Here is a 25,227-nt window from a genome sequence, read left to right as displayed (position 1 = left end):
GGCTATATATAATCCACATTTGCCCGGTTAACCGCCGTGTTTGACGGTGGATAACTGCAGCTTTACAGCGGCCAATGTCGCCGATATAGCGTTTTATTTATCATAATGGGTACACACGTTGGTAATTAAACTTACCTTTGCAAAATTATTTTCTTTGAACAGGTTTTCTGAGACAATAACAACAGGATAAACAGAATGAAAAAAATTGTCGATTACCGAAAACTTTTAGGTGTTACCGAAGCTGCCGAGTTGCAGGAATTAAAAAGTACTTACCGAAGCCTGATGAAATCATGGCACCCTGATAAATTTCAGGATAGCGAAGAAAGCAAACTTAACGCCGAAGAAAAAAGCAAGACCATTATTGAAGCTTATCATTTTTTGGTAAGCATAGCCCCCGAAACCCGCAACCAATCGTTCGCCGAATATACGCTTACTACCACTACATCGGCCATTACCGATTTTGAGTACAAAGCGCAGGTGTTACGGGTAGAGTTTGCAGACGGCAACGCTTATGAATATTTTGACGTGCCGCGCGCCGTTTATATTAAACTTGTAAATGCCGACTCGCCGGGGAGGTTTGCACGCCGGCATATTTATAATGAATATGTTTACCGTAGCCTTAGCAAACTGGTAGCCAGCGCATAATTTAGTTTTGTGTTGAATGTATGACACATAATATTTATCTGCTTATTATTTTTGGCGGGTAAATTCCCCGATTTTTATGCTGAAACGGTTATTGTTTATTGTACTGCTGCTGTGCTTCGCGTTCGCCGGATCTTTTGCCCAATCCAACTGGACGCTTAAAAGCGAAAATGATGGCATCAAGATATATACAAGCCCGGTTCCAAACTCTAAGATAAAGGCATTGCGGATAGAATGTAACTTTCAATCTACCTTGATGCAAATGGTGGCTGCCTTGCTGGACTTGAAGACGCGCACAGAATGGGTGTATCATACTAAATCAATCCACCTGGTTAAACAGGTATCGCCTGCCGATCTGTATTATTACTCGGAAATAAGCTTGCCGTGGCCTGCTCAAAACCGCGATTTTATTGCGCACCTCATCACCACCCAAAACCCCGACACAAAAGTAGTAACCATGGATGGCCCTGTTGAACCGGCCATGTTGCCCGTAAAAGATGGCATAGTACGGGTAAAAAGCTCGATAAGTAAATGGCTGATCTTTCCGTTGAATAAGAACGAGGTAAAAGTAGAATACACCATCCAGCTCGATCCAGGCGGAAGCATCCCTGCATGGTTGGTAAATATGTTTGCATCCGAAGGGCCAACGCAAAGCTTTAAAAAATTAAAACTCCAGCTAAATAAACCTGCGTATAAAAACGCGCATGTACCGTTCATTAAAAATTACTAAACAAGATTCAATACAGTAAAAAGTAAAAAGCCCTCTCATTTAATTTGAGAGGGCTTTTTAATTCTATGATGTTATACAATTACATTTTCGGTTTACCGTCGCTGTCCAGTTCAACAATTGGATAGCCTAGTTTTTGTAATCCCGGCAATATTCTCGCTTTATCGCCTACAACCAAAATAACCATGTTATCGGTATTCAGGTATTTAGCCGATAACGCGTTAAGCTCGGCCGGGGTAATGGTTGATAATATTTTATTTTGCTCATCAACATAAGTAGGCTTCAGGTCGTACTCCTGTATGCGCGAAAGGAACGCCGCTTTTTGTCCGTTGGTCTCGTATTTACGTGCGTCACTCTGGCCTATTGATGTTTGCGTAAATTTCAACTCATCAGGTGTGATACCTGTTTTTTGATAGTCGCGTATCTCTTTGATAAATTCATATACCGAACTATCGGTGGCGGTTGCCAATACACCTGCCGAAGCAGTGAAATCGCCGCCGTACCTGCCGGAGCTAAAGCCCGAACGGGCGCCGTAGGTCCAGCCTTTTTTCTCGCGCAGGTTAAGGTTAATGTGGCTGTTGAACGCGCCGCCTAAAATATAGTTAGCTATCCCCAATTTATAATAATCGCCGGTAGCGTCATAGTTCAGCTTGTCAAGGTAACCAATCCGGATCTCTGATTGCGCCGCGCCCGGTATATCAACCAGGTAAAGCGTTGTTTTATCAAACGATTTTCCTTCGGCCGGGGTAGGTATCGTTACTTTCTTATCTGCCCATGCGTTCAGGAAGGCAAGGTTACCCCTTGCGGTGCCCTGGTTAACATCGCCCACAACAACAATTTCTGTTTGCGAGGGCGTGAAATACTTATCGTAATAATCCTGAACATCCTGCAGGGTAATACCCGCCACTGTTTCTTCGTTACCGGTTGTTGAGTAGGTGCGTACATTATCTGTTCCGTAAAGTATTTTACTATAAACAGTTGATGCCACACCAGCAGGTTGTGTTTTGGCTTGTTTAAGCCCTTCAATGGTTTGCTTTTTAATCCGGTCTAAGGCGTCTTGTGTAAATTTAGGGTTAAACAATCTCTCCTGCAGCAGGGTCATTGTTTTAGGCAAATTTTTTGTCAGCGAAGAAACGTTAATATACATGGCTTCGCTGCCTGCAAACACGCTGATGTTGCTGCCCAGCTTATCTAATTCCGAATTGAATTGTTCGGCGGTGTAATTTTTTGTTTCCTCGTTCATCATACGGGCTACAATACCTGCCAAACCTGCCTTTTCGGGATTGTTTATAGCATACAAACCACCACCCTTAATAGACATAGATATGGAAACGGTTGGTATCTCTTTATTTTGAGTGCCGATCATTTTAATACCGTTTGGGGTGGTAGCCATCCAAATAGCCGGAACTTTAATAGCCGGATTTGGCCCAATGCCCGGTTTAGCGGCGCGGTCAAAGTTATCAGCAGGCTTTTTGTAGGTTAGGCCATTATAGCCGTAATCGGGCGCCTTGTAGCCTGCCGTGCTTACGGTATAATTATCGGGTGCTACTGGGGCAACAGTGCCTCCTTTTGGCAATACGCTCAAAATAACCGCAGGTTTACCTTTAATATACTTGTTGTAAACCCGCATTACATCTTCTTTGGTTACGGCCTGTATATCCGCCAGTTCGCGGCCTATCTGGTTAGGGTTGCCTGTTAAATACTGTGCCTGCGCCAGCTCTGATACTTTTCCGGCAACACTTGATAAACCGTTGATGGCGTTTGCTTCGGCGCTTGCCTTAAAGCGCACAAGTGCATCATCGGTTACGCCGGTTTTTTCAAATTCAATTAACGATTCGTCTACCAGTTTCTTAGCATCAGCTAAAGTTTGCCCCGGGAATGGGATAACGCGCATGCTTATTTCGCCGGCCAGTTCGGTGTTCGATGAGTTCATTGATGCCTGCGCCGCCTTGCGGGTTTTTACAAAGTTTTTGTAAAAAATAGAGTTACGACCCTGACCAATGATCTCTGACAAAGCATCTAAAGCCGACATATCCTTGTCGTATATCTTAACACCGGGGTAAGTAATAGATAGTAGCGGAAGCTTTGCGTAGTTATCGGTGTACGATACATACCTGTCGGCAGTTAAAACCGGCGTTGGGAATGATGCATTCTTTACCATTGGGCCCCGGGGGATGCTGCCAAAATATTTGCTTACCCACGCAAGGGTTTGTTTGGGGTTAAGGTCGCCGCCAATGGTAATGGTGGCGTTATTGGGGCCATACCATCTTAAAAAGAAATTCTTCAGATCGTTTACCCCTACTTTGTTTAGTTCTTCGATATAGCCAATGGTTAACCACGAGTACGGATGACCATAAGGATACAAGTTTTTTGATGTATACTCGCCGGCAAGGCCATAAGGGCGGTTATCATAGTTCTGGCCGCGCTCGTTCTTTACCGTAGCGCGCTGCACTTCAAATTTTTGCTGGGTAACGGCATCAAGCAAAAAGCCCATACGGTCGCTTTCCAGCCAAAGCATTTTTTCCAGCTGATTTGCCGGTACAGTTTCGTAGTAGTTGGTACGATCGCGGTTGGTCGACCCGTTAAGCGTACCACCGGATTCGGTGATGATCTTAAAGTGGTCGCCATTTGCAACATGGTCGCTTCCCTGGAACATCATGTGTTCAAAAAAGTGGGCGAAGCCCGATTTACCGATCTCCTCGCGGGCCGACCCCACATGGTAAGTTACATCAACATGTACAAGGGGATCTGAGTGGTCTTCGGCCAAAATTACTGTTAACCCGTTCGGAAGCACATACTTCTCGTAAGGTATAACCAGCTCGGTACCCTTCCTGGTTACCTTCTCAACCAGTTTAGGCTGCGCAGCCGTTTGCGCGTTAGCCGTAAGGGCCATTACCAGCACAGATTGCGCTAATAATGCACATTTAAAAGTCTTGTTCATTTTGTTAATGTTTGTCAATAGTTATTCACGATAGCTGATATTAAATACCCCAGCAAAATATAATATTAAGAAAATAACCTTTGAGTTAAATATCATAAGGCATATTTAGTAACAGTGTAACAGATTTGTGACTATTAATACATATTAAACAATACCTGCCAGATAATGTAACAGGTAGCGGGCAAAATGCGTACTGTTAGCAATACAACATTTAAATGTAATAAATGTGGCTTAACGTTATCCCGGGGCACTATTTACTATAAGGCACCGTTGTATCAGAACTATTGGCGTATAATTTGTATTAGCTAATACACTTGCAACGTAACACTATGAAAAAGAATACATTAATACTCGCGATATTTGCTTTGTTAAGCACACCTTTTACCGGCCTGGCGCAAAAGCGGGCCTGGGCAATGGTTAGTGCCGATAACCAACCTACACTTGAGTTGGCAAAACCGGCAGCTGATGGTAAGTCGCCTTATTGGATCATCGTCTCAAACGATAAGGAGTTTCAGATGGATACCTTAAGTGCCATCAAATACCTCGACCCGCATTGGATGGCGGCGGTAGAGTTTCCGGACCTGGATGTTGCTAAAGCCAAATATGGTAAATATACTATGGATGGCTTAGTGATTGTTACCATCGACGATAAGAAATACCCCAATGCTTTTGAAGTACTAAAAGACCATATGGCTTTTATTGACGATTACGAAGCACTACCCTTTTACGATTTTACGACACTGCCGTAAATGGAGAATTCACTCCCTACGCGTGTAGATTAAAGCGGATAGCCCTGGTGGATATCCGCTGCTTTCATGATAAAAGGCGGCTAACCTGTAGGTTAGCCGCCTTTTATCAATTACAGAAATACCTACAGGGTTGCTATATCTATCACAAACCGGTAACGCACATCGCCTTTAAGCATACGATCGTACGATTTGGTAATATCTTTGATATCGATCATCTCTATCTCTGAAACAATGCCGTGCTCGGCGCAAAAGTCAAGCATTTCCTGAGTTTCCTTTATGCCGCCAATGCCTGACCCGGCAAGGCTTTTACGGCCGCCCAACAAACTAAAAGCGGCAACTTCTGCCGGTTTCGACGGTACGCCCACGCATATCATGGTGCCATCAGTGCGTAGCAGGCTTAGGTACATATTAAAATCGTGTTCGGCGGATACCGTATCCAATATAAAATCGAATGTACCTGTAGCTGCCTTAACCTGTTCAGGATCGGTAGTTACCACAAAGTGGTGCGCGCCTAATTTTTTGGCGTCCGCCTCTTTACCGGGCGAGGTGCTTAATACGGTAACATCGGCACCAAAGGCAACACCAAACTTAACCGCCATGTGGCCCAGGCCGCCAAGGCCCAGTACAGCCAGTTTGTGCCCCTTGCCAACCTTCCAGTGCCTAAGCGGCGAATAAGTGGTAATGCCCGCGCACAACAGCGGTGCGGTGGCGGCAAGGTCCAGCTTATCTGAAATTCGTAATACAAACTCTTCCCTAACCACTATACTGTTACTGTAACCTCCGTAAGTTGGCGTTTTACCGTCGCGCTCGTAGCTGTTATAGGTTTGGGTGCTGCCTTCCAGGCAATATTGCTCCAGGTCCTGTTGGCAGTTTTCGCACACCTGGCATGAGTCTACCATACAGCCGGTTCCGGCAAGGTCGCCTACTTTAAAGTTTTTTACGTGATCGCCCACCTTTACTACGCGGCCGACAATTTCGTGCCCCGGCACCATCGGGAAGATCCCCGGGAACCAGTCGTTTTTGATCTGGTGCAGGTCCGAGTGGCAAACGCCGCAAAATAATATATCAAATTGCACATCGTGCGGGCCCACTTCGCGGCGTTCAAAACTCCAAGGGGCAAGGTCGGTTTGCGGGTGTTGTGCCGCATATCCTTTTACTGGTATCATATTTTTTTTATTTTGTTGTTTAGTTTTCGATTTTCAAATATCAGCAGCTATCTAACTAATCTTGTAGCATCGCTGTAATATCATCAATATTAATGGAAGTTTTTTATTGCAGGCATATTAACCATTTCTTCGCTTAAAAGGTCAACATTCTTTTTAATGCCTGTTACGTGCATTACCGCGCAAAGCACCTCTTCGTTTTTAAACACTTCTATGCGTTTGCTTTTTAGCCGGTGCTTTTTTATCACTTCTTCAAGCACTTGTAAATCAGCAATATCAGCACTGCTAAAGCTGATATTAAACACTTTATTCTTATTCATGTTTCCTATCAGCAACTCCACTTTATCTACCAATACCAATATGATCATGGTGATAATCGTGAAAACAAACGCCAGGGAGTGATAGCCAATTCCGGTGGTCATCCCTATTGCTGCGGCGGTCCATATTACCGCTGCGGTAGTTAACCCCATTACCGACATCCTGTCCTTAAAGATCACCCCAGCCCCGATAAAGCCTATACCGGTAATGATGTTGGCAGCTATCCGGTCGTCGGTACCCGCCCCGTGCCTTGATACGATAGTGAATATGGTTGAGCCAAGGGTGATCAAAACAATTGTTCTAAAGCCCGTCGATTTGTTTTTATACTCCCGCTCGAAACCTATAATCCCCCCGCATATTACCGACATCACCATGCTGATGATATCTTCCAGTTCAATTGTAAAGTCCATATCACAGCAACAGAAAACCTGGCGGGTTGTTCAGCTATTTCTGTTAAACAACATTAAGCGCTGTAAGCCATCGATTTGCTTAACTCTTCGTTAAAGCGAAACTCCTTGTCCAGTTTTTCTAACTGCGCCATAGCACGATCGTAGGCATCTGCACCGAGTAATAAATGTAAGGGCGGGTTGTCCTGGTAAGCAACGTTGATTATGGCTGCTGCAGCTTTTTCCGGATCGCCGGCCTGCTGACCGTGGTAGCCAAGATATCTTTCTAACGAGGCCCCCACCGCTTGATAATCATCAATACGGCTTTTGGCTATCACTATAGACTCGGGCGTTAAAAAGCTTGTCCGGAAAGCCCCAGGCGCAACCACCGTTACTTTAACTCCAAACTCACGAACATCTTCGGCCAGCACTGTTGAAAGGCCCTCAACGGCAAATTTTGTAGCCGCGTAAACCGACCAGCCCACCCCGGGCGCAAAACCCGCTATTGAGGAAATATTGATAATATGGCCAGATTTCTGGTAGCGCATATAAGGCATTACCATGCGTATAACATTTAAGGTGCCGAACACGTTTACGTCAAAACTATCCCGGCTCTCTTTGTCGGTTAATTCCTCAATGCTACCACCAATTCCATAACCGGCATTGTTAATTACAACATCTATGCGGCCAAAGGCTTTTTTTGTTTGATGAAGCGCGCAGCCAACACTATCTTCATTTGCCAGATCAACTTCAATAGGTAAGAAATTGTCTGCGGTTGATCCTACGGCTATCACAAGTTGAGCAAGATTGCGTGATGTTGCCGCTACATTTTGCCCCGATGCAAGTAACTGTTTTACCAGGCTAAGGCCCAAACCTTTAGACGCCCCTGTGATAAACCATGTTTTTGTGTTTTCTGTATTATTGTTTTGCATGATACAAAATTAAGGCGGCAAAACGCCTGACAGTTTACATCTTTCAAACCAATAATTACAAAATTCAAACAGTACGGTAAGAAGAAGGTGTTGCGTTAGTTAATTTTTTGAAGAAATTATTAAAATGAGCCGGCTCTTCAAAACCAAGGCAGTAGCTTATTTCCGATACATTCCAGGTGGTGTGTTTTAGGAGGGCCTTTGCTTCGCTGGCTAAGCGCTGCGAAATATGGTGCGTGGTTGTTTTACCCGTGGTTTGACGGATAGCCCTGTTCAGGTGGTTAACATGCACCGACAGCTTATCGGCAAAATCCTTGGCCGAGCGCAGGTTAAACCGCTGCGACGGCGTTTCAATAGGGAACTGCCTCTCCAGCAGTTCGGTAAATATGGCAGTGATGCGCGAATTAGCGTCGGGGTGCTGATACAGCACTTCCTGCGGCTGGATCTTTAACGCGTAGTGGATAAGCTCGGTAAGGTAGTTGCGCAGCAGGTCGTACTTGAAACGGTACTCCGAATTTATTTCACCAAGCATTTTATCAAAAACCTGGGCTACATCTGCTTCCTGTTGGGCATTTAAGCTGTAGGTGAAGGTGCCGTTGGGCATAAACATAGGCAGATCGTGCATGTTGCGGCGCAGCATTTCAGTAAAGAAAGACTCCCTGAAGATGCAGAACGCACCCGAGCGTATGTTATCGTGGTGCTCAAAGGTATACGGAACCGTTGGGTTAAAAAAAACAAGCGTGCAGCCTTCTATTTCAATGCTTTTATCAGCATAATGGACGATGTTTTTGCCACGTACCATGCTGATCTTGTAAAAGTCGCGGCGCGCGTAAACTATTGGTTTTGCTTCCGGGCGGTAGCAATCCTCTAACCTGAAAACGTTGAAGTGACCAATATCCTGGCTCAGGTTATCGGGTAACCAGTTAAACTTCTGTTTATAAAAATCTTCTATCGTTTCGGTAACTGCCATAAGGCAAAGTTACGTAATTCAAACATACGCCATTAAAATTTTCGAAAAAAACCGAGAAAATTTGGTAAAATTCCAGAAAAATTGCGGTCAGTTACATGGCTCCTTCTATAAGCTGACCGTAAAAATCGGTAACGCTCATACCAGCCGCCCTCACCTGCTGGGGGATCAGGCTATTGGCCGATTGCCCCGGGGTGGTGTTCACTTCTATAAAGTAAAACTCCTGGCTGCCCTCCAATAAAATAAAGTCGATACGCACCATACCCCGGCAATTCAGTCGCAGGTAAATTTGGGTAACAATATCAGCTATTTCGCGATTTTTTGCTTCCGGCAAGTCGGCCGGCGTAATTTCTTTAGAAACGCCGGGAGTGTACTTCGCCTCATAGTCGAAAAAGTCCTTCGAGCTGATGATCTCGGTGGCAGGCAGTACCGTCACCTTACCGTTAAGGCGGGCTATGCCAATACTAAACTCGCGGCCCTCTATAAACTCTTCTATCAGTACCTGGGTATCTTCTTTAAAGGCTTTTTCAATGGCCTCATGCAAGCCGCTAACGTTATAAACCTTGCTCATGCCTACGCTGCTGCCGCCATTGTTTGGTTTGATGAACAGCGGGAACTTTAGCGTTGATGAGATAGTAGCGATGTCATGTTCGTCATGTTGGTGCAACTGAATGGACCGGGCGGTATGCAACCCATGTATGCCCTGTACAATAGCCTTGGTGTAAGCCTTGTTCATGGTAATGGCAGATGTGGTAGAATCGCAGGTGTTATACGGGATGCCTATCATATCCAGGTAACCCTGCAGTTTACCATCTTCGCCGGGGGTGCCGTGTACGGTGATGAACGCAAATTCAAATTTTATCTTTTCGCCGTTCAGGGTTAGGCTGAAGTCGTTTTTATCTATATCGATACTCCCCTGACCGGTTTCGTAAACCCAATTATCGCGGTTTATCAGTATGGTATAAACCGTATATTTTGATGCATCCAAACTGGCTGCAATATTTTTAGCGCTGTTGATAGATACTTCATACTCGCCGGTAAAGCCACCGGCTAAAAGGGCCACGTTTAAGGTTTTCATGATAGCCAAAGATAGTTTTTTTTGGTTTTGTTGAGTGGGATTTGTAAAACAGCAATTTATTTAAAATGGCATTGTGGGCCAGAGCCGGGCGGATGTCTGCGTGGCTAAGCAATCCTGTGATGGTTGTGCTTCAACGAACGTTAGTCCGCTCAATTGCCGCGGAAGGCTGTTACTTTGTCTTGATACAAAGTAACCAAAAATCAAGTCAGCAAAAAGGCTTCTTTGCGCACAAGGCCTTTACCCCGCAAAGCAGGCAGAACCACGGGCTGCAAAATCTTGCCCCAACTTCGTTCGCACCTCGCCCCTGCGCTTCGGGCAAGTATTGCTATGCCCTGCCGCCCGCAGCCCACATCGTTCTGCCCGCTTTCGTCCGAAGCTGCTTTGCTGACGAACGAAAAAATAAACCGTCATTGCGAGCGATAGCGTGGCAATCTTCGATAGAAACGTCAGCCGCCAGGAAAGCACTACCCTAACGTCACCGCAAAATGCGGCATTGGCTGTTCGGGTAGTGCAGGCATTGATAAAGCACTAACTTTCACAGAACAGGACGCAGCCGCGACTTTTCTTTTTGGTACTTTTTCTTTTGAGAGAAAAGAAAAAGTACATCCACTAAGGACCCGTTGTAACACTGCCATTCCTAACGAAGATAGATAAAGTGTCGTGCTTTCATGAACGGTAGTCCGCTCATTGCCGCGGAGGGCTACTTCTTTTGTCTTGATACAAAAGAAGCAAAAGATCAAGTCAGCAAAGAGGCTTCTTTGCGCACACGGCCTTTGCCCCGCAAACCGGACAGAACCACGGGCTGCAAAATCTTGCCCCCACTTCATTCGCTCATCCTCACGCTTCAGGCAAGTATTGCTATGCCCCTGCCGCGCTTAAGGCCATCATCGTTCTGCCCGCTTTCGCCCGAAGCTGTTTTGCTGACGCATCATCACAACTCCTCACCGACACGTCCTTGCGAGCGTAGCGTGGCAATCCTCGAGCGATAGGCCCGAAGCTGTTTTGCTGACGCATAATCACAACTCCCCACCGACACGTCATTGCGAGCGATAGCGTGGCAATCCTCGATAGGTCACCCACTGCCTTAACGCAACCTCACAATGCGGCATTGGCCTGTTCGGATAGCACAGGCATTTCCTTAGCAAACCCTTTGACAGAACAGGACGCAGCCGCGACTTTTCTTTTTGGTACTTTTTCTTTTGAGAGAAAAGAAAAAGTACATCCACTGACGGTCATATTAACACTGCCATTCCTAACGTAGAAGAGATAAGTGCTGTGCCTTCATAATGATAGCCCGCTCATTGCCACGGGTCTACTCACTGGTATTCCAACCGAAAACCAAAGTGACAAGATCGCTTATCCGCACACTTGTTGGTACAACGCTGGCCGGCAATGATATAACAGAACTACCCCAGCCTGCTCAAGCCAAAATCCGAAATTGAAAATCCGAAATCCGAAATCAATTCACTATGTTTGAACTTAATTTCCAACAAAAACGCATGAGTAATTTTTGGGCTTATTTAAAAACCAGGCAATTCCGCAACACTGTTTTATTGGTTATAGCCACGGTTATCAGCATTGTTTTAATAGCGTTTTTTAGCCTTAGCTCGTACACACGCCACGGGCAGGGCATACCCGTGCCGTCGCTTAAGGGCCTTAATGTTGACAGGGCAATGGACCGCCTTAAAGAACAAGGGTTTAACTTCAAGATAGATTCGGTTTATGTACCCGACCAGGCCCCCGGGACCATTGTAGAGCAGGACCCTGACGCCGGTACCAACGTAAAAGAAAACCGCACCATATACCTTACCATGGTTACGCAGCAGGCGCCGCCGGTATCGCTGCCCGACCTGATCACCGAGCAAAGCATTTACCGCGAAGCTGTGGCTACTTTATCAAATTATGGCCTTAAAGTTGGCGACACCACATACCGGTCGGACATTGCGCGCGACCGCGTGCTGGAAGTGCGATTTGGCGGGCTGGTAATAAAGCCCGGCACAAAGATACCGAAAGGCTCAAAGCTTGACCTGGTGCTGGGCAATGGCGCTGGCGCAAGCGAAGTAGATATCCCCGACCTGGTGAACCTTGACCTTGATGCCGCCAGATTTGCTGTTAAGGGGGCCGGATTAACCATGGGCACTATTACTTACCAGGGTACTATCACCGATTCTACAAACGTTGTGGTGGTATCGCAAATACCTGCACGTACCGATTCGTTGAGCAAAACCAGCATAGGTACACGTGTTAATTTAACGGTATCACAAAGCAAGCCGATAAGCGATGCACCAGCAAATTGATGCCGAAGCATTAAGCCGGCGCATACAAAAACGCGAACCGCTAAACCTGCTCGATGTAAGGGAAGTTATTGAATATCATACCTTTAATATTGGCGGGCAAAATATTCCGGCAGGTAAGCTTATACACAACTTTAGCAACATTAAATACAACAAAACCGACGAGATAATCGTTATTTGCAGTGCCGGTATCAGGAGCGCGGCGGCGCAGGCACTACTGGCCGAAAGCGGGTTTACCAATGTGCTAAACCTTACGGGTGGCCTTAAAGCGCTGCAAAAACATAACAGTAAACAATAACAATCTTTCCGTTATATATATATGAAAAAATTTTGGATAGCGCTGGTGGTTGTCATCATCATATCACTGGCCGGTACAGGCATATTTTACTACCTGCGCTTTTTTGGGCCAAACGTTACTGATAAGCAAGAATACCTTTATATTAAAACCGGTTCAAACCTTGACGATGTATATCAATCTATTACACAACAAGGCATAGTAAAAGATACTACTTCGTTTTTACAGGCCGCCCATAGCATGAAATACATGAAAGTTAAGCCGGGCAAATACCGTTTAAAAGCGGGCATGAGCAATCGCAGCCTTATAAATATGCTTAAAGCGGGCAACCAGGAGCCGGTGAACCTTGCCTTCCACAATATACGCCTCAAAGATCAGTTTGCAGGGTTTATATCGAAAAAGATCGAGGCTGATTCGGTTTCGATTCTACGATTGCTCGACTCGGCTAAATTTGCCGAACAATATGGTTTTACTACCGATAATATTTATACGGTTTTTATCCCCAACTCGTACCAGGTGTACTGGAACACATCCGCCGAGAAATTTTTTAAGCGCATGTATGCCAACTACGAAAAATTCTGGACGCCCGAGCGCAGGCAAAAAGCTGCGGCCATTAACTTAACGCCGCAGGAAGTATCTGTATTAGCGTCAATTGTGGATGCCGAAGCCTTGCACGACGATGAGATGCCGGCCATTGCAGGCCTTTACCTGAACCGCCTAAAAAAAGGCATGAAACTGCAGGCCGACCCTACCGTTATTTTCGCGGTGAATGATTTTACCATAAAACGTGTACTTAACCGCTACCTGGTTACCAACTCGCCTTATAACACCTATCTGCATACCGGTTTACCCCCGGGGCCTATCATGATGCCCTCGGTAAATGCTATTAACGCTGTGCTGAATTATAAAAAGAGCGATTACCTGTACATGTGCGCCAAAGAAGATTTTAGCGGTTATCATAATTTTGCGGATAACGAAGCCGAGCACCGTGTAAATGCCCGCAAATTTCAGCAGGCGCTTAACGACAGGAATATAAAACGCTGATGTTTGAGAACGCTACAAAACTGAGGGTTAGGTACGGCGAAACCGACCAGATGGGTTATATGTACTACGGCAACTACGCCGAGTTTTTTGAGGTGGGCCGTGTAGAAATGCTGCGCAGCCTGGGCCTTACTTACAGCGGCATGGAAGCATCGGGTGTTATGATGCCCGTGCTGGAGCTAAAATGCAAATACCTTAAACCCGCGCGCTACGACGAGGAAATTACCATAAACGTAATTATGGATAAGATGCCGGGCGTGAAGATCCATTTCAGGTACGAGTTGTTTAACGAAAAAAACGAACTGATACACATTGGCGAAACGCTGCTGGCTTTTATTAACATGAAAACCAACCGCCCCTGCCTGCCACCTGCCGATTTTATTGAAAAATTAAAGCCGTTTTTTGAGTAATTTTAACTGCGATGAGATGGGTGCACAGATTTTTATTGAACTTTAAGTTTTACCAATACATTACCGATTGGACAAAAACGGTTTACATACCTGGTTTCAGGCCCCTGCCCCTTTATACCGTTGTTGTTTTTTTTATTCAGGAGATCTATAAAACATCGCTGGCTAACCGCGCCGCCGCGCTGGCCTACAACTTTATGCTGGCGCTTTTCCCGGCCATTATATTTTTATTTACGTTAATTGCCTACATACCCGTTAAAGGCTTTCAGTCAGATCTGTTAAGCCTTTTTGCAATGATAATGCCTGCCAACGCTTATACGGCGTTTCACGATACCATATTTGATATTATTGCGCGGCAAAACGGTAAATTACTTTCGGTAGGCTTTATAACCGCTTTATATTTTGCCACAAACGGCGTTAGCAATTTAATGCAGGCCTTTAACAAATCATCCCTGATACTGGAAACCCGTACCTGGCTAAAAAGGCGGCTTATCGCCCTTGTGCTTACTGTAGTGATAAGCATCGCTTTACTTATAGCTATTATTATTATGATAGCCGGACAAGCGGTTATACATTTTATACAACACAAGCTGCATAGCCAGGCCGAGGTTTGGTTCTGGTTAATAGCATTCTCGCGCTGGTTGATCATTTTGGTGATATTCTTCACCAGCATTTGCATATTGTACCGCTACGGCCCGTCAAATAAGCGTAAATGGAAGTTTATTAACCCGGGCTCTATACTGGCAACATCGCTTGCCATTGTAACATCGGTAGGTTTTACTTATTACACCAACAACTTCTCATCGTACAATACGGTGTACGGTGCAATAGGTACGCTGATAGTGGTAATGGTTTACATGTATTTAAACTCCATGATACTGCTTATCGGGTTTGAACTAAACGCGAGTGTAGACCTTTCCAAGCGTACTGTACGCATTGCAAAACCGCGCTATAACACCTTCCGTACCAAAAAACCGAGCGAAGACGGTAAGTAATGCAATGATTGCCAACCTTTTATAAATACTTTAAAAAAAGTATAAATGAGGTTTGGCAATTCGGCCCGGATTTGTACTTTTGTCCCCGGAGAGTTGGCAGAGTGGTCGATTGCGGCAGTCTTGAAAACTGTTGACTGTAACAGGTCCTGGGGTTCGAATCCCTAACTCTCCGCCAAAACATTTAAAAGTGTAAAAGCCCTTTAATCTATCAATTAAAGGGCTTTTTCTTTGTCATTGCTTGCCAAAACTCGCATCTTATCGCAAAACGCTGTTGCGTCTTTCGTCTGCAGGCTATGCTGTACGCGAATATTGCTTAAAAGGAAGGCTACAGACAATTACCCGCATTAAATTGCACTTATAGCGTCGGCCGGTATCAACTCCTTTAACAGCAATTTTTATTTACAGCTTAAATTAAAAAAGAATTGCTCCCTGCTTTTAGTGGATATTGCCTGGCTTTCCAAATTAATACACCTGTAGTTTGCCGAGGAAGATTGATATTTATTTTCCACTTACCCTTATTGAAGGTATAAGCAGCAGTAATTTTCCCGTTTGGATGGGGTATTTCGCCACTAATGGTTGTGAGTTTCCCCAAGTGGGGTTCAATTTCTACCTTGCCGAATCCCGGTGCATTGCTGTTTATTCCTAAAACAGTTCTAAAAAACTCAATGTTAGGACTCGCGCCCCAGGCATGGCAATCAGACCGGGAGGTGTTAACATCCGAATATTCGGCCCATGTAGTAAGGCCCATTGCTATATTTTTACGGTAAATATCTAACCAGTTCATATAATCATTTCCCAAACCCGCTTTTACAAGTGCCTGGTTCAAATAATATTTAAAGTAAATTGAGCATTGGGTTAAGCTTGTATCGCTAAGCATCCTGTTAGCTACAGCCGCCATATCCGCCTTGCTTACCACACCAGACAGTATGGCCAGTGCGTTAGTATGCTGCGAGTAACCGTTCTTTTCTTTAGTATCGGCGTATAATTTTTTAACCCGGTCCCAGTACTTTCGCTTTATGGTAGCCTTTAATTGCGCTGCTTTAGCGGCATAAATCACGGCATAATCGTGCAGGCCAATTTTCCCTTCCATATCAGCCGCCCATTGGTAAGCCATAAGTAACTGCAGGTCGTAAATAGCGGCGCTGCCGTCTTTACCCTTAACCTCACCCCACATATTACCTTCCCAGTCAACAAACGCCCAGTACGGCGTATCTTTTAATGAGCCATCAGCCTGTTGGTATTTACTAAAAAAATCCAGCACGCCCCTTTCCCCCAGTAGCTTGTCTTTAACAAATGCATTATCGCCACGGTACATCCAGTAATCATGCAGCATGCCAATATACCATAACGAGAATGTTGATATAACCTGTGTGCCTTTGGAAGGATAACAGCTGCTGGTTACGCCTTCGGGCAAACGCGAATGGTCGATCTGAGTAAGGGCGTTACGCGCCAGCCGGTCATCATTGGTATTATAGTATGATATCATGGCCTGTATGCGGGTATCGCCAATGTATTGCAACTGCTCGTAATATGGGCAGTCCATATACGTTTCCCAGGCGTTAAGCCTTACGGTACGCCAACCAATGTCAAGCATTTGTTTTATTTCGGCATTATCCGTGTTAAGTACTGCCGTTCGCTTAAATGGGTAACCCGTGAAAGTACCATACAAATCATTAATAGTTAGCGGCTCATCTTTGGTTTGTACTATAAGCCTTAAATAACGGTAGGTACGAAAGTTTAATGTGGTGAACGATTGCCCGTCGCTGCCATCAGCTATCAGGCTGTCTATTCTTCCTACAAACTCCTTTCCTTCTACTTCATCACGGTTACCTTTTATAACGCCCTTACTGCCTTTTTTGTAAAGCGATTCCGCGTACCCAATTGATAGCCCCGCATTTTTACCGCCGCTAAAATTTAGCGTTACATAGGCATTTGTTTCAAAGGTTTGATCGAGCAATATGACAGCGGTTGTATTGGCGGGCACAGTTACAGGCGCCTTACGCTCAGGAAACCCCGCAGGAATGCTTACGCCGGAAGCACGGCGCAATTTAAGCAGGCGCTGATAGGTCATTTCCCTTGCAGGCAATGTAGAAGGTACCAAAGCCCAATTTATACCCCAGGCCATACCTTTTAATTTTCCATCAGCCAGTTTGGCCGCCTCTGGCCAGGGTTTGTCATTATAATCGATAGCTGTCCAGTCGCCTTTAACAGCTTCGTTCATATCAACCATTTCGCCTTTGCTGGCCGCAAAAAAATAAACCGGCACAGGCTGATGGCCTATATCGCGAATGCCCTTCCAGGTGTTATTGGTATTTAATATCTCTTCGGCTGAAGTATTTCCCTGTAAAATAAACCCGGTACGTACGCTTATCTGCGCGGCAGGGCTATATTGGGCTTCGTTCCAAACCAGTGCTGCTACTATATTTTTTCCGGCAGAGAGATAGGGTGCAATATCAACCGTTTCATAGTTCCAGTAATAGGTATCGCCCCGTGCAGGTCCTAACGATACCAACGTACCATTAACATATAATTTATAGCGGTTATCTGCCGATACATGAACAATGAACGACGAAGGCTTAACCCCTACACTAAAACTTTTACGAAAGTAGAAAACGCCATAGCTGCTGCCATTATCTCCCTGTGCACCTATCCATTGGGCATTCCAGCCGCTTTTGGCAATTTTCGTATCGGCAGTTTGGGCATCGGTATAGTCAACCAAACTTAAAAGTAGAAGCAGTACGGTAAAAAAGCATTTCATGGCTGTTCTTTAAAATTAGGCGGCAATATAATAAAATAGTTATTAAATCGATTTAGCAAATTTTTCATAAATTGCGTGCCGATAATAATTAGCTCTATGCGATATATTTTAAAGTTTACTTTAAACACTCTCTTTTTACTGTTGCTGCAGGCCACAACACAGGCCCAATCTGTTAAATTAAACTGGAAACTGTTCCCGCAGGACGACAGGTTGTATACGCTGGAACAAATTTCGGTGCCGGGTTTCTATACAAATAACTGGATAGATGGTGTTGTGCCAGGAACTGTATTTTACGCTTATGTTAAAGCCGGCAAGGAGAAAGATCCGGATTATGCGGATAATATTTACCAGGTTGATAAATCGAAATATAACAGGCCTTTTTGGTATCGTTCTGAGTTTTTGTCGTCAGCCTTTAAACCTGGCAAAACCGTTTGGCTCAATTTTAATGGTATACACAAACGCGGCGAGATCTATGTAAACGGGCAGCACATAGGCAGCATAAAAGGGCTTGTAGAAAGGGGAAGGTATAACATTACCAATATACTTAACACTAAAGCGCCAAACGTTATTTTGGTTTTAACCGTGCCGCCTCGAAATGACCCGGAACACAATCATCCACTTGCCAACTGGGAAAGCCCAACTTACATTAGTAGTGGTAGCTGGGACTGGATGCCCGAAGTGCCGGGCTTAAACAGCGGTATTACCGATACGGTTAGCTTAACAACTACCGGGCCTGTGGCCGTGACCGACCCATGGGTGCATACCCAATTAAAGGATCTAAACGCCGCTGATGTGACGGTGGGGGCAAATCTCCAAAATACATCGTCGCGGGCTGTAAGCGGTACGTTGAAGTTTGTTATCAATCCGGGCAATATTACCGTTAACGGCCCCCAAATAAAATTAAGGCCAAACAGCTTCGAAAATGTGACCTATAACGAAGGGCAGTTTGCGCAGCTGCATATTAAATCGCCAAAATTATGGTGGCCAAATGGCTACGGAGGTAACGCAGATGGGACACAGCATCTTTATACCTGCAGTGTTAGCTTTGAAGTTGATGGCGCAGGGGTATCAGACAGGGTGGTTAAAACCTTCGGGATAAGAAAAATAAGCGCAGACACCACTTCGGTAAACGGCCCGTTACGGGTTTACATCAACAACGTGCCTGTACTTTTAAAAGGTGGTAATTGGGGAATGAGTGATTATATGCTTAAGGCACGTGGCAAGGATTACGAAACACGGATACGGTTTCATCAGGATATGAATTTCAATATCATCCGCAACTGGACGGGTGAAGTTACAGACGAAGCTTTTTATAATTATTGTGATAAATACGGCATAATGGTATGGGATGATTTTTGGCTGAACAACTTTGGCCAGATTGACAGCCTGGGCATTTTTAAAACCAACGCCATCGAAAAAGTTAAAAAGTTAAGGCACCACCCATCAATTGTAATTTGGTGCGGCGCTAACGAGGGCGTACCCGGTGGCGATCCTAACGGCCCGTTAAATAATACCATTAAAGCAGCCATTAAAAACAACGACAGCGACGACAGGATTTACCTTGCCCGTTCAAATGCGGGTGAAACAAACCCTAATTTTTCCATTCATGGTGGCAGCCGCATACTGTCAGGCAGCGGGCTTTGGAGCAATACCGACCCCAAAACTTACTTTACCGACCCTCATAACGGCTACCTTTTTTCAAAGGACTCTTATGGTATGCGGAGCGAACTGGGCACCGCCACGTTTGTGAATGTAGAAAGCTTTAAAAAATTTATGCCTCAAGAATATTGGGTTGCCCCTACCCCAAAAGCAGTTGATAGCAAAACCAATATGTGGGCCAGGCATTACTTCAGCACCGACGGCAGCCTTGGCGGTGGGGCCGATCCGGTTAAATATATTAACACTATAAATAACAGTTATGGCAAGGCGACGTCTTTAGAGGATTTTTGCAAAAAAGCCCAGATGCTGAACGTAGAAACCATGAAGGCCATGTATGAATCATGGAACGATCATATGTGGAAGGACGCTACGGGGATGCTGATATGGATGAGCCAGTCTGCTTATCCATCTATGATATGGCAAACCTACGACTATTACTACGACCTTACCGGGGCTTACTTCGGCGCAAAAAAAGCATGCGAACCTGTACACATTCAATGGAACGCGGCCACTAATTCTGTTAAGGTAATTAACAATAAAGCTTACAGCATAGAAGGATTGCGGGCAGCCGCGTTTGTTTACGATATGAATGGCAAGATTGTGCCTGCTTATACCATAACCAAAAGTTTAAATGTAGCACCGGCATCGGCCACAGAGGCATTTGTGGCATTTAGTAATGCCGGTAGCAGCCCGGCATTATCTGCTGTACATTTTTTAAAGCTCAGGCTTACCAATAAAGCAGGAAAGCTTGTGTCCGAAAACTTTTACTGGATAGGTAACGCTTATCTTGATTATACTGCCTTAAATAAAATGCCTCGGGTGGGCCCAAGCTTATTGCACAGCAAGGTTAAAGTATCCACGGCAAAAAATGGCATTAACAGGTTGCTTACGTACCGCATAATTAATACTTCAAAAAACACGGCGGCGTTCGGTATCAGGGCGCAATTGGTTGATAAGGCGGGCAAACAGCTTTTGCCCGCCTTGTATAATGATGGCTACTTCTCGTTGATGCAGGGAGAGGCAAAAACGCTTGAAGTAGAAATAGACCCCAAACTGCTTACGCAGGGATACAACCTGCAAATAAAGGCATACAACAATTAATCAGGAAATTATTGAGTTACAGCTACCGGCTTCTCCGCTTTTTTTGACGACCCCCGGATATGAAAATCCGTTTTCAGAATAATAGATTGAGAGCTGATGTGCTGAGATAATGTATTTAATTTATTGAGCAAAACGGTTATTACACTATCTGCTATCGCTTCAATAGGCTGGGCTATGGCACTAACAGGGGGCGAAAAAAGTTTAAAAACGTCATAGTCGTCAAAAGAAACAACCGCCAGATCATCCGGTACATTTAAGCCCAGGCTGTTAATTACCTTTAAGCCGCAGGTACCTACGTGGTTGGTACCAAAAAATACGGCGTCGAGGTTTTTGTGTTTTTTCAGGAAAGTATTTAGCGGACCCATAATAAGTTCTTCATCCCGGCTAAATACAATTTCCTTTATAAAGGGTTTTAAGTTATTCTCTTCTAATGCATCTTTATAACCCTTTAAACGGGCCTGCATTTGCGTTTGGTTTGACGCAAATGTGATATATCCAATATTTTTGTAGCCTTGCTGTATCAAATGCATCGTAGCATTATAGGCGCTAAAAAGGTTATCTATCTCCACAAAATCGGTATTTACCTTTGGCAAATGCCTGTCAAACAGTACTACCGGCATCCCGTCTTTAATTAGCGAGCTAATATCATCCTCAATACCTTCGGGTGGGGCAATAATATAACCGTCTACGTGCCTGTCGCGAAACATGTTGATCAGTTCGCGCGTTTTTTCGGTATCATTATCGGTACTGCAGTAAATAATCTTGTAGCCATTTTTGTACGCACGGTCCTCAATTAAGCGGGCTATAGATGCAAAAAAAGGATTGGAAATATCTTCGACCATTAGCCCTATAATGTTTGATTTACCGGTACGCAGGCTTTTAGCCAACGAGTTTGGCTTATAGCCTACTTCATCAACAAATTTTTGTACACGCTCAACCAGTTCCTTTCCAATCCTTTTCTCTTGTGCACGGCCATTCAAAATAAACGAAATGGTAGTTTTTGATACGTTTAAGTGGTTGGCAATATCGACTATGGAGAGTTTTTTCACGGCTATATCAGTAAGATCAAAATATAATTATAGATAAAAATAGCATTTATATATCATTAAATCGATTTATTGCTACTTCGGCTAAATCAGCGTGAGCGGTTTAATATATCAGCATGCCTTAAACACTGTTTTTGTTAAGGCGCTTATAACTAAATCCAAACAAGAAGATAACAGCATAACAAACTATTGGCAGGTAGTAGGCAGTAGCTACATTATGGTTAGCTATCTGCCCCATTAGTAACGGAAACAGCCCGCCGCCTACCACCCCCATCACTATAAATGATGAGGCCTGTTGTGTTTGCCTGCCCATATTTTTTAAGCCAAGGCTAAATATTGTTGGGAACATGATGCTGAAAAAGAAATTGATAAATAACAACGCAATAAACGAGGGCCAGCCAAAACCCTGTGCTACAATAAGGCACATCAGAATATTACATAAAGCAAATGACGCTAATAGTTTGCTGGGGGCTATGTAACGCATTAGCAAAGTGCCGGCGAAACGCCCTATCATCATCATGATCATACTAAGCGAAAAAAAGTATCCCGCCTTGCTATCGCTGAAGTGCATAATATCGTGACCGTAATTGATAAAGAAGGCCCAGGTACCGCCTTGCGCCGCTACATTAAACAACTGCGCTATTACGGCAAAAACAAAATGCTTATGTTGGAAAAGTTTTTTATTGGCATGGGGCACTTCTGTTGGCGAATAAGAATCTGTTGAGATACTATGTGGGTCTACCAGGGAAGGTACTTTCACAAAGGAAAACGCCACTGCTATTACGGCTATAACCGCGCCAATAACAATGTAAAGATGTTTTACCGAAACGAGGTCCTGCTCCTGGCCGAAAATAAAATAGCTGCCTATTATTGGGCCGATAATGCCGCCGACGCCGTTAAACGCCTGCGAAAAATTAATACGCTGGTCGCTGGTGCGCTGGTCGCCCAGAGAGGCTACAAAAGGATGCGCTACAGTTTCTAATGTTGCCATACCGCAGGCCAGTATAAATAATGCTATCCTGAAAAAAGTGAACGACTCGGCATTGGCAGCAGGTATAAATAAAAATGCACCCGCAGAATAAAGCAGCAGCCCAAGTAAAACACCGCTTTTATACCCAAATCTTTTCATGAAAAGGCCGGCCGGTATCCCCATAACAAAGTAGGCGCCGAATATAGAGAACTGTACATAAGCCGAACGGGCTTTGCTTATATTCAGCACATTTTGAAAATGCCTGTTCAATACATCACCAAGCGTCATGGATATGCCCCACATTAAAAACAACGAGGTTACAAATATGAGCACTAACAGATATTTGCGTTCGGTAAACTTTGGTTTGGTATCCATAGTTTCGGTAATTGGTGCCGTAAATTAACTCAAATATTCACACTACCAAAAGCTTATTGTTAACTTTTGATTCGAAAGCTTTTACTTAATATTGCCCGTTAGCCTTTGATAGCGAAAATGGTTTATCCTCAATTGCCAGGCCGCGCGTAAGGTTAGGTTTATCACCCATTTCTAAATGCAGCGTGCCGCCGTTCATGATATCGGCATGGCTTATCCAATTGTGTGTGTACGGTTTACCGTTGAGCGTGGCCGACTGGATATAAACATTTTGCTTGCTGTTATTATTGGCCTCGACAATGAATTTATTACCATTTTCGAGCGTGATGGTCATCTTATTAAATAGCGGGCTGCCTATCACATATTGGTCGGTACCGGGGCAAACACTGTAAAACCCGGCGGCACTCAACACAAACCATGATGACATCTGGCCCTCATCTTCATCACCTGGGTACCCGTTCTCGGTGGCGTTATACATTTTGTCCATTACCTCGCGCAGGTGCTGCTGGGCTTTCCAGGGCTGGCCCGCATAGTTATACATATAAAGCATGTGGTGAATAGGTTCGTTACCCTGGGCGAACTGGCCCATTTTAAAGGCTGCCATTTCCGTCATCTCATGTATAACCGTGCCGTAGCCGCCCACTTTTATAGTTCCAGGCTCAGTAAATAACGAATCCATTTTAGCTGTGAAGTTTTTATCGCCTCCCATCAAGTTGATAAGCCCCTGCGTATCCTGAAAAACTGACCATGTCCAATGCCAGGCATTACCTTCGGTATACGGCCCGCCCCAGTCCATCGGGTCAAAAGGTTCTATCCAATTCCCCTTGGCGTCTTTAGCGCGCATAAACCGCGTTTTGGGGTCAAACAGATTCTTATAATTATACATTTGTCGGGCAAACACGTCTTCGTAATATTTATTGCCGGTTGCTTTTGCCAACTGGTAGGCGCAAAAATCGTCGTAAGCAAATTCTAAGGTCCATGCGGTTGCACCTTCTGTTTGGTTAGTATACGGCACATAACCATCGATAAAGTATTCCTTCCAGCCGGGGCGACCGTTGGCGCTGCCCCAGGGGCCTTTGTTTGTAGCTTCGTGATAATAGGCTTCCAGCGCCTGTTTGGGGTCAAAGGTGTGGATACCTTTAATCCATGCATCTGCCAGCAGCGATATCGAATGGTTGCCCAGCATGCCCCCGGTTTCGGCCGGGAACGACCACGCAGGCAGCCAGCCGCACTGTTTTTGCGCATCCAGCAGCGCCTGTACCAGTTGGCCCTCCATTTTGGGATGCATAATGGTATTTAGCGGGAACTGCGCCCTGAAAGTATCCCAAAAACCGTTATCGGTGTACATATAACCATCATGCAGCTTACCATCATACGGGCTGTAGTAATACGGTTTACCATCTTTACCATACTCAAAAAACCGGTGCGAGAAAAGATTGGCGTGATAAAGGCATGAGTAAAATGTGGCCTTTTCTTTTTCGGTTCCGCCTTCCACCGCCATACGGCCCAGCAGGGTATTCCAAACCTTATCGGCCGCTTTGCGGGTATCATTAAACGAATGGTATTTACCCAGTTCGGTTTGCAGCGTAAGCTCAGCCTGTTCCGGACTGATGTATGACGAGGCTACCTTAGCCTCCACTTTTTCCCCATCCTTAAATTTAATGTATGCCCCCGCACCTTCACCTTCGGCTTCTTTATTTTTAGCTTTTAAAGTATTTTTTTTATTCTCCCAGGTGCCATAACCGGTGAATGGCTTATCAAAAGTAATAACAAAATAATTTTTGAAATTTTGCGGTGCCCAGCGGCAATTGTTTACGTAGCCGGTTATGGTACGCCTAACCGGGTCTATACTTACCATGCTCATTTTTGTATAGCCATCTAAAACCAGGTAAGAGCCTTTACCTTTCGGGAAAGTAAACCGCAGGTGGGCGCCACGCTCGGTCGGGGTCATTTCTGTGGTGATACCGTTGTCCAGTTTAACACTGTAATAGCTTGGCTGGGCCGTCTCGTTATCATGACTGAACGATGCCGCTCGTTCATCCTCGTTCACAACCAGTTTACCTGTTACGGCCATTAACGAAAATACAGCGTAATCGTTTACCCACGAGCTGCACTGATGCGACTGCTGAAAACCTCTGATCGTTTTTTCGAAATATTGATATTTCCAGCCATCGCCATTTTTTCCTGTTTGTGGTGTCCAGGTGTTCATGCCAAAAGGCAGCGAGGTAGCCGGATAGGTGTTACCGTACGAGAACTCGTATTTAGTATTGGTACCCTGCCGCGTGTTTACATATTTAACCAGGTTAGCTTGCTGCGCCTGTAAGGCGCTTACCATAAATAATGCAGCGCAAAAAATAAAAGGCTTTTTCATTAAGTATAAAAATAAATA

Annotated in this window: 20 protein-coding genes and 1 tRNA gene; 11 read left to right on the top strand and 10 right to left on the bottom strand. The window is 44.8% G+C overall.

What is annotated here, in order from left to right:
• Nucleotides 1–195: 195 nt before the first annotated feature.
• Nucleotides 196–645, top strand: coding sequence for a KTSC domain-containing protein (locus HDC91_RS00755; RefSeq protein ID WP_183547519.1), 450 nt, complete (start codon nt 196–198; stop codon nt 643–645).
• 76 nt (nt 646–721) lie between these two features.
• A complete protein-coding gene (locus tag HDC91_RS00750) occupies nt 722–1,372 on the top strand; it encodes an START domain-containing protein (RefSeq protein WP_183547516.1) in 651 nt (216 codons plus the stop codon).
• A 79-nt stretch (nt 1,373–1,451) separates the two neighbouring features.
• Here HDC91_RS00750 and HDC91_RS00745 read toward each other — a convergent pair whose 3' ends face one another.
• Nucleotides 1,452–4,310 (bottom strand): pitrilysin family protein, encoded by a 2,859-nt coding sequence (locus HDC91_RS00745; RefSeq protein ID WP_183547513.1) that lies wholly within the window; start codon nt 4,308–4,310, stop codon nt 1,452–1,454.
• A gap of 329 nt (nt 4,311–4,639) precedes the next feature.
• Here HDC91_RS00745 and HDC91_RS00740 point away from each other — a divergent pair, with 329 nt between their 5' ends.
• The gene (locus tag HDC91_RS00740; RefSeq protein WP_183547510.1) at nt 4,640–5,059 is read left to right on the top strand and encodes a hypothetical protein; all 420 of its coding nucleotides are present in this window, start codon (nt 4,640–4,642) and stop codon (nt 5,057–5,059) included.
• A 122-nt stretch (nt 5,060–5,181) separates the two neighbouring features.
• Here the strand turns inward: HDC91_RS00740 and HDC91_RS00735 are convergent, their stop codons facing one another.
• The 5 genes from HDC91_RS00735 to HDC91_RS00715 form a co-directional block, all read right to left on the bottom strand.
• A complete protein-coding gene (locus HDC91_RS00735) occupies nt 5,182–6,225 on the bottom strand; it encodes an NAD(P)-dependent alcohol dehydrogenase (RefSeq protein ID WP_183547507.1) in 1,044 nt (347 codons plus the stop codon).
• An 89-nt stretch (nt 6,226–6,314) separates the two neighbouring features.
• Nucleotides 6,315–6,950, bottom strand: coding sequence for an MgtC/SapB family protein (locus tag HDC91_RS19885; RefSeq protein WP_183547504.1), 636 nt, complete (start codon nt 6,948–6,950; stop codon nt 6,315–6,317).
• Between the two features lie 53 nt (nt 6,951–7,003).
• Nucleotides 7,004–7,858 (bottom strand): SDR family NAD(P)-dependent oxidoreductase, encoded by an 855-nt coding sequence (locus HDC91_RS00725; protein ID WP_183547501.1) that lies wholly within the window; start codon nt 7,856–7,858, stop codon nt 7,004–7,006.
• 64 nt (nt 7,859–7,922) lie between these two features.
• Nucleotides 7,923–8,825 (bottom strand): AraC family transcriptional regulator, encoded by a 903-nt coding sequence (locus HDC91_RS00720; RefSeq protein WP_183547498.1) that lies wholly within the window; start codon nt 8,823–8,825, stop codon nt 7,923–7,925.
• 91 nt (nt 8,826–8,916) lie between these two features.
• Nucleotides 8,917–9,900 carry a D-alanine--D-alanine ligase gene (locus HDC91_RS00715; RefSeq protein WP_183547496.1) on the bottom strand — a complete coding sequence of 328 codons (984 nt, stop codon included), beginning with the start codon at nt 9,898–9,900 and terminating at the stop codon, nt 8,917–8,919.
• Between the two features lie 179 nt (nt 9,901–10,079).
• Between HDC91_RS00715 and HDC91_RS00710 the strand changes: the two genes are divergently transcribed.
• The 7 genes from HDC91_RS00710 (at nt 10,080) to HDC91_RS00680 (ending at nt 15,107) form a co-directional block, all read left to right on the top strand.
• Nucleotides 10,080–10,373: a hypothetical protein gene (locus HDC91_RS00710; RefSeq protein WP_183547494.1), complete on the top strand. Its 294-nt coding sequence runs from the start codon at nt 10,080–10,082 to the stop codon at nt 10,371–10,373.
• Nucleotides 10,374–11,399: 1,026 nt separating this feature from the next.
• Nucleotides 11,400–12,197, top strand: coding sequence for a PASTA domain-containing protein (locus HDC91_RS00705; RefSeq protein WP_162432740.1), 798 nt, complete (start codon nt 11,400–11,402; stop codon nt 12,195–12,197).
• Nucleotides 12,181–12,492, top strand: coding sequence for a rhodanese-like domain-containing protein (locus HDC91_RS00700; protein WP_183547492.1), 312 nt, complete (start codon nt 12,181–12,183; stop codon nt 12,490–12,492). The genes HDC91_RS00705 and HDC91_RS00700 overlap by 17 nt, the downstream gene beginning before the upstream one ends.
• A 21-nt stretch (nt 12,493–12,513) precedes the next feature.
• On the top strand, nt 12,514–13,533 hold the full coding sequence (gene mltG, locus HDC91_RS00695) for an endolytic transglycosylase MltG (protein WP_183547490.1): 1,020 nt from the start codon (nt 12,514–12,516) through the stop codon (nt 13,531–13,533).
• A complete protein-coding gene (locus tag HDC91_RS00690) occupies nt 13,533–13,940 on the top strand; it encodes a thioesterase family protein (RefSeq protein WP_162432743.1) in 408 nt (135 codons plus the stop codon). The genes mltG and HDC91_RS00690 overlap by 1 nt, the downstream gene beginning before the upstream one ends.
• An 11-nt stretch (nt 13,941–13,951) precedes the next feature.
• Nucleotides 13,952–14,932, top strand: a complete 981-nt coding sequence (locus HDC91_RS00685) for a YihY/virulence factor BrkB family protein (RefSeq protein ID WP_183547488.1) — start codon at nt 13,952–13,954, stop codon at nt 14,930–14,932.
• A gap of 87 nt (nt 14,933–15,019) precedes the next feature.
• A tRNA-Ser gene (locus HDC91_RS00680) sits at nt 15,020–15,107 on the top strand.
• A gap of 231 nt (nt 15,108–15,338) precedes the next feature.
• Here HDC91_RS00680 and HDC91_RS00675 read toward each other — a convergent pair.
• Nucleotides 15,339–17,690 carry an alpha-L-rhamnosidase C-terminal domain-containing protein gene (locus HDC91_RS00675; protein ID WP_183547486.1) on the bottom strand — a complete coding sequence of 784 codons (2,352 nt, stop codon included), beginning with the start codon at nt 17,688–17,690 and terminating at the stop codon, nt 15,339–15,341.
• 96 nt (nt 17,691–17,786) lie between these two features.
• Here HDC91_RS00675 and HDC91_RS00670 point away from each other — a divergent pair, with 96 nt between their 5' ends.
• Nucleotides 17,787–20,450, top strand: coding sequence for a glycoside hydrolase family 2 TIM barrel-domain containing protein (locus tag HDC91_RS00670; RefSeq protein ID WP_183547483.1), 2,664 nt, complete (start codon nt 17,787–17,789; stop codon nt 20,448–20,450).
• Nucleotides 20,451–20,458: 8 nt separating this feature from the next.
• Here the strand turns inward: HDC91_RS00670 and HDC91_RS00665 are convergent, their stop codons facing one another.
• The 3 genes from HDC91_RS00665 to HDC91_RS00655 all read right to left on the bottom strand — a co-directional run bounded on the left by HDC91_RS00665 (nt 20,459) and on the right by HDC91_RS00655 (nt 25,209).
• The gene (locus tag HDC91_RS00665; protein WP_370576781.1) at nt 20,459–21,499 is read right to left on the bottom strand and encodes a LacI family DNA-binding transcriptional regulator; all 1,041 of its coding nucleotides are present in this window, start codon (nt 21,497–21,499) and stop codon (nt 20,459–20,461) included.
• 118 nt (nt 21,500–21,617) lie between these two features.
• On the bottom strand, nt 21,618–22,841 hold the full coding sequence (locus tag HDC91_RS00660; RefSeq protein ID WP_183547480.1) for a sugar MFS transporter: 1,224 nt from the start codon (nt 22,839–22,841) through the stop codon (nt 21,618–21,620).
• 85 nt (nt 22,842–22,926) lie between these two features.
• A complete protein-coding gene (locus HDC91_RS00655; RefSeq protein WP_183547477.1) occupies nt 22,927–25,209 on the bottom strand; it encodes a GH92 family glycosyl hydrolase in 2,283 nt (760 codons plus the stop codon).
• Nucleotides 25,210–25,227: the final 18 nt, after the last annotated feature.

This window comes from Mucilaginibacter sp. AK015 (genome assembly GCF_014200785.1).
Lineage (GTDB): Bacteria > Bacteroidota > Bacteroidia > Sphingobacteriales > Sphingobacteriaceae > Mucilaginibacter.
The sequence above is the reverse complement of the archived record's forward strand: the minus strand, read 5'-3'. Positions and strand labels throughout refer to the sequence as shown.

Bases quoted from the DNA above. Each gene is read 5' to 3' on its own strand.
- HDC91_RS00755 (WP_183547519.1), top strand. From the start codon at position 196: ATGAAAAAAATTGTCGATTACCGAAAACTTTTAGGTGTTACCGAAGCT.
- HDC91_RS00750 (WP_183547516.1), top strand. From the start codon at position 722: ATGCTGAAACGGTTATTGTTTATTGTACTGCTGCTGTGCTTCGCGTTC.
- HDC91_RS00745 (WP_183547513.1), bottom strand. From the start codon at position 4,310: ATGAACAAGACTTTTAAATGTGCATTATTAGCGCAATCTGTGCTGGTA.
- HDC91_RS00740 (WP_183547510.1), top strand. From the start codon at position 4,640: ATGAAAAAGAATACATTAATACTCGCGATATTTGCTTTGTTAAGCACA.
- HDC91_RS00735 (WP_183547507.1), bottom strand. From the start codon at position 6,225: ATGATACCAGTAAAAGGATATGCGGCACAACACCCGCAAACCGACCTT.
- HDC91_RS19885 (WP_183547504.1), bottom strand. From the start codon at position 6,950: ATGGACTTTACAATTGAACTGGAAGATATCATCAGCATGGTGATGTCG.
- HDC91_RS00725 (WP_183547501.1), bottom strand. From the start codon at position 7,858: ATGCAAAACAATAATACAGAAAACACAAAAACATGGTTTATCACAGGG.
- HDC91_RS00720 (WP_183547498.1), bottom strand. From the start codon at position 8,825: ATGGCAGTTACCGAAACGATAGAAGATTTTTATAAACAGAAGTTTAAC.
- HDC91_RS00715 (WP_183547496.1), bottom strand. From the start codon at position 9,900: ATGAAAACCTTAAACGTGGCCCTTTTAGCCGGTGGCTTTACCGGCGAG.
- HDC91_RS00705 (WP_162432740.1), top strand. From the start codon at position 11,400: ATGAGTAATTTTTGGGCTTATTTAAAAACCAGGCAATTCCGCAACACT.
- HDC91_RS00700 (WP_183547492.1), top strand. From the start codon at position 12,181: ATGCACCAGCAAATTGATGCCGAAGCATTAAGCCGGCGCATACAAAAA.
- mltG (WP_183547490.1), top strand. From the start codon at position 12,514: ATGAAAAAATTTTGGATAGCGCTGGTGGTTGTCATCATCATATCACTG.
- HDC91_RS00690 (WP_162432743.1), top strand. From the start codon at position 13,533: ATGTTTGAGAACGCTACAAAACTGAGGGTTAGGTACGGCGAAACCGAC.
- HDC91_RS00685 (WP_183547488.1), top strand. From the start codon at position 13,952: ATGAGATGGGTGCACAGATTTTTATTGAACTTTAAGTTTTACCAATAC.
- HDC91_RS00675 (WP_183547486.1), bottom strand. From the start codon at position 17,690: ATGAAATGCTTTTTTACCGTACTGCTTCTACTTTTAAGTTTGGTTGAC.
- HDC91_RS00670 (WP_183547483.1), top strand. From the start codon at position 17,787: ATGCGATATATTTTAAAGTTTACTTTAAACACTCTCTTTTTACTGTTG.
- HDC91_RS00660 (WP_183547480.1), bottom strand. From the start codon at position 22,841: ATGGATACCAAACCAAAGTTTACCGAACGCAAATATCTGTTAGTGCTC.
- HDC91_RS00655 (WP_183547477.1), bottom strand. From the start codon at position 25,209: ATGAAAAAGCCTTTTATTTTTTGCGCTGCATTATTTATGGTAAGCGCC.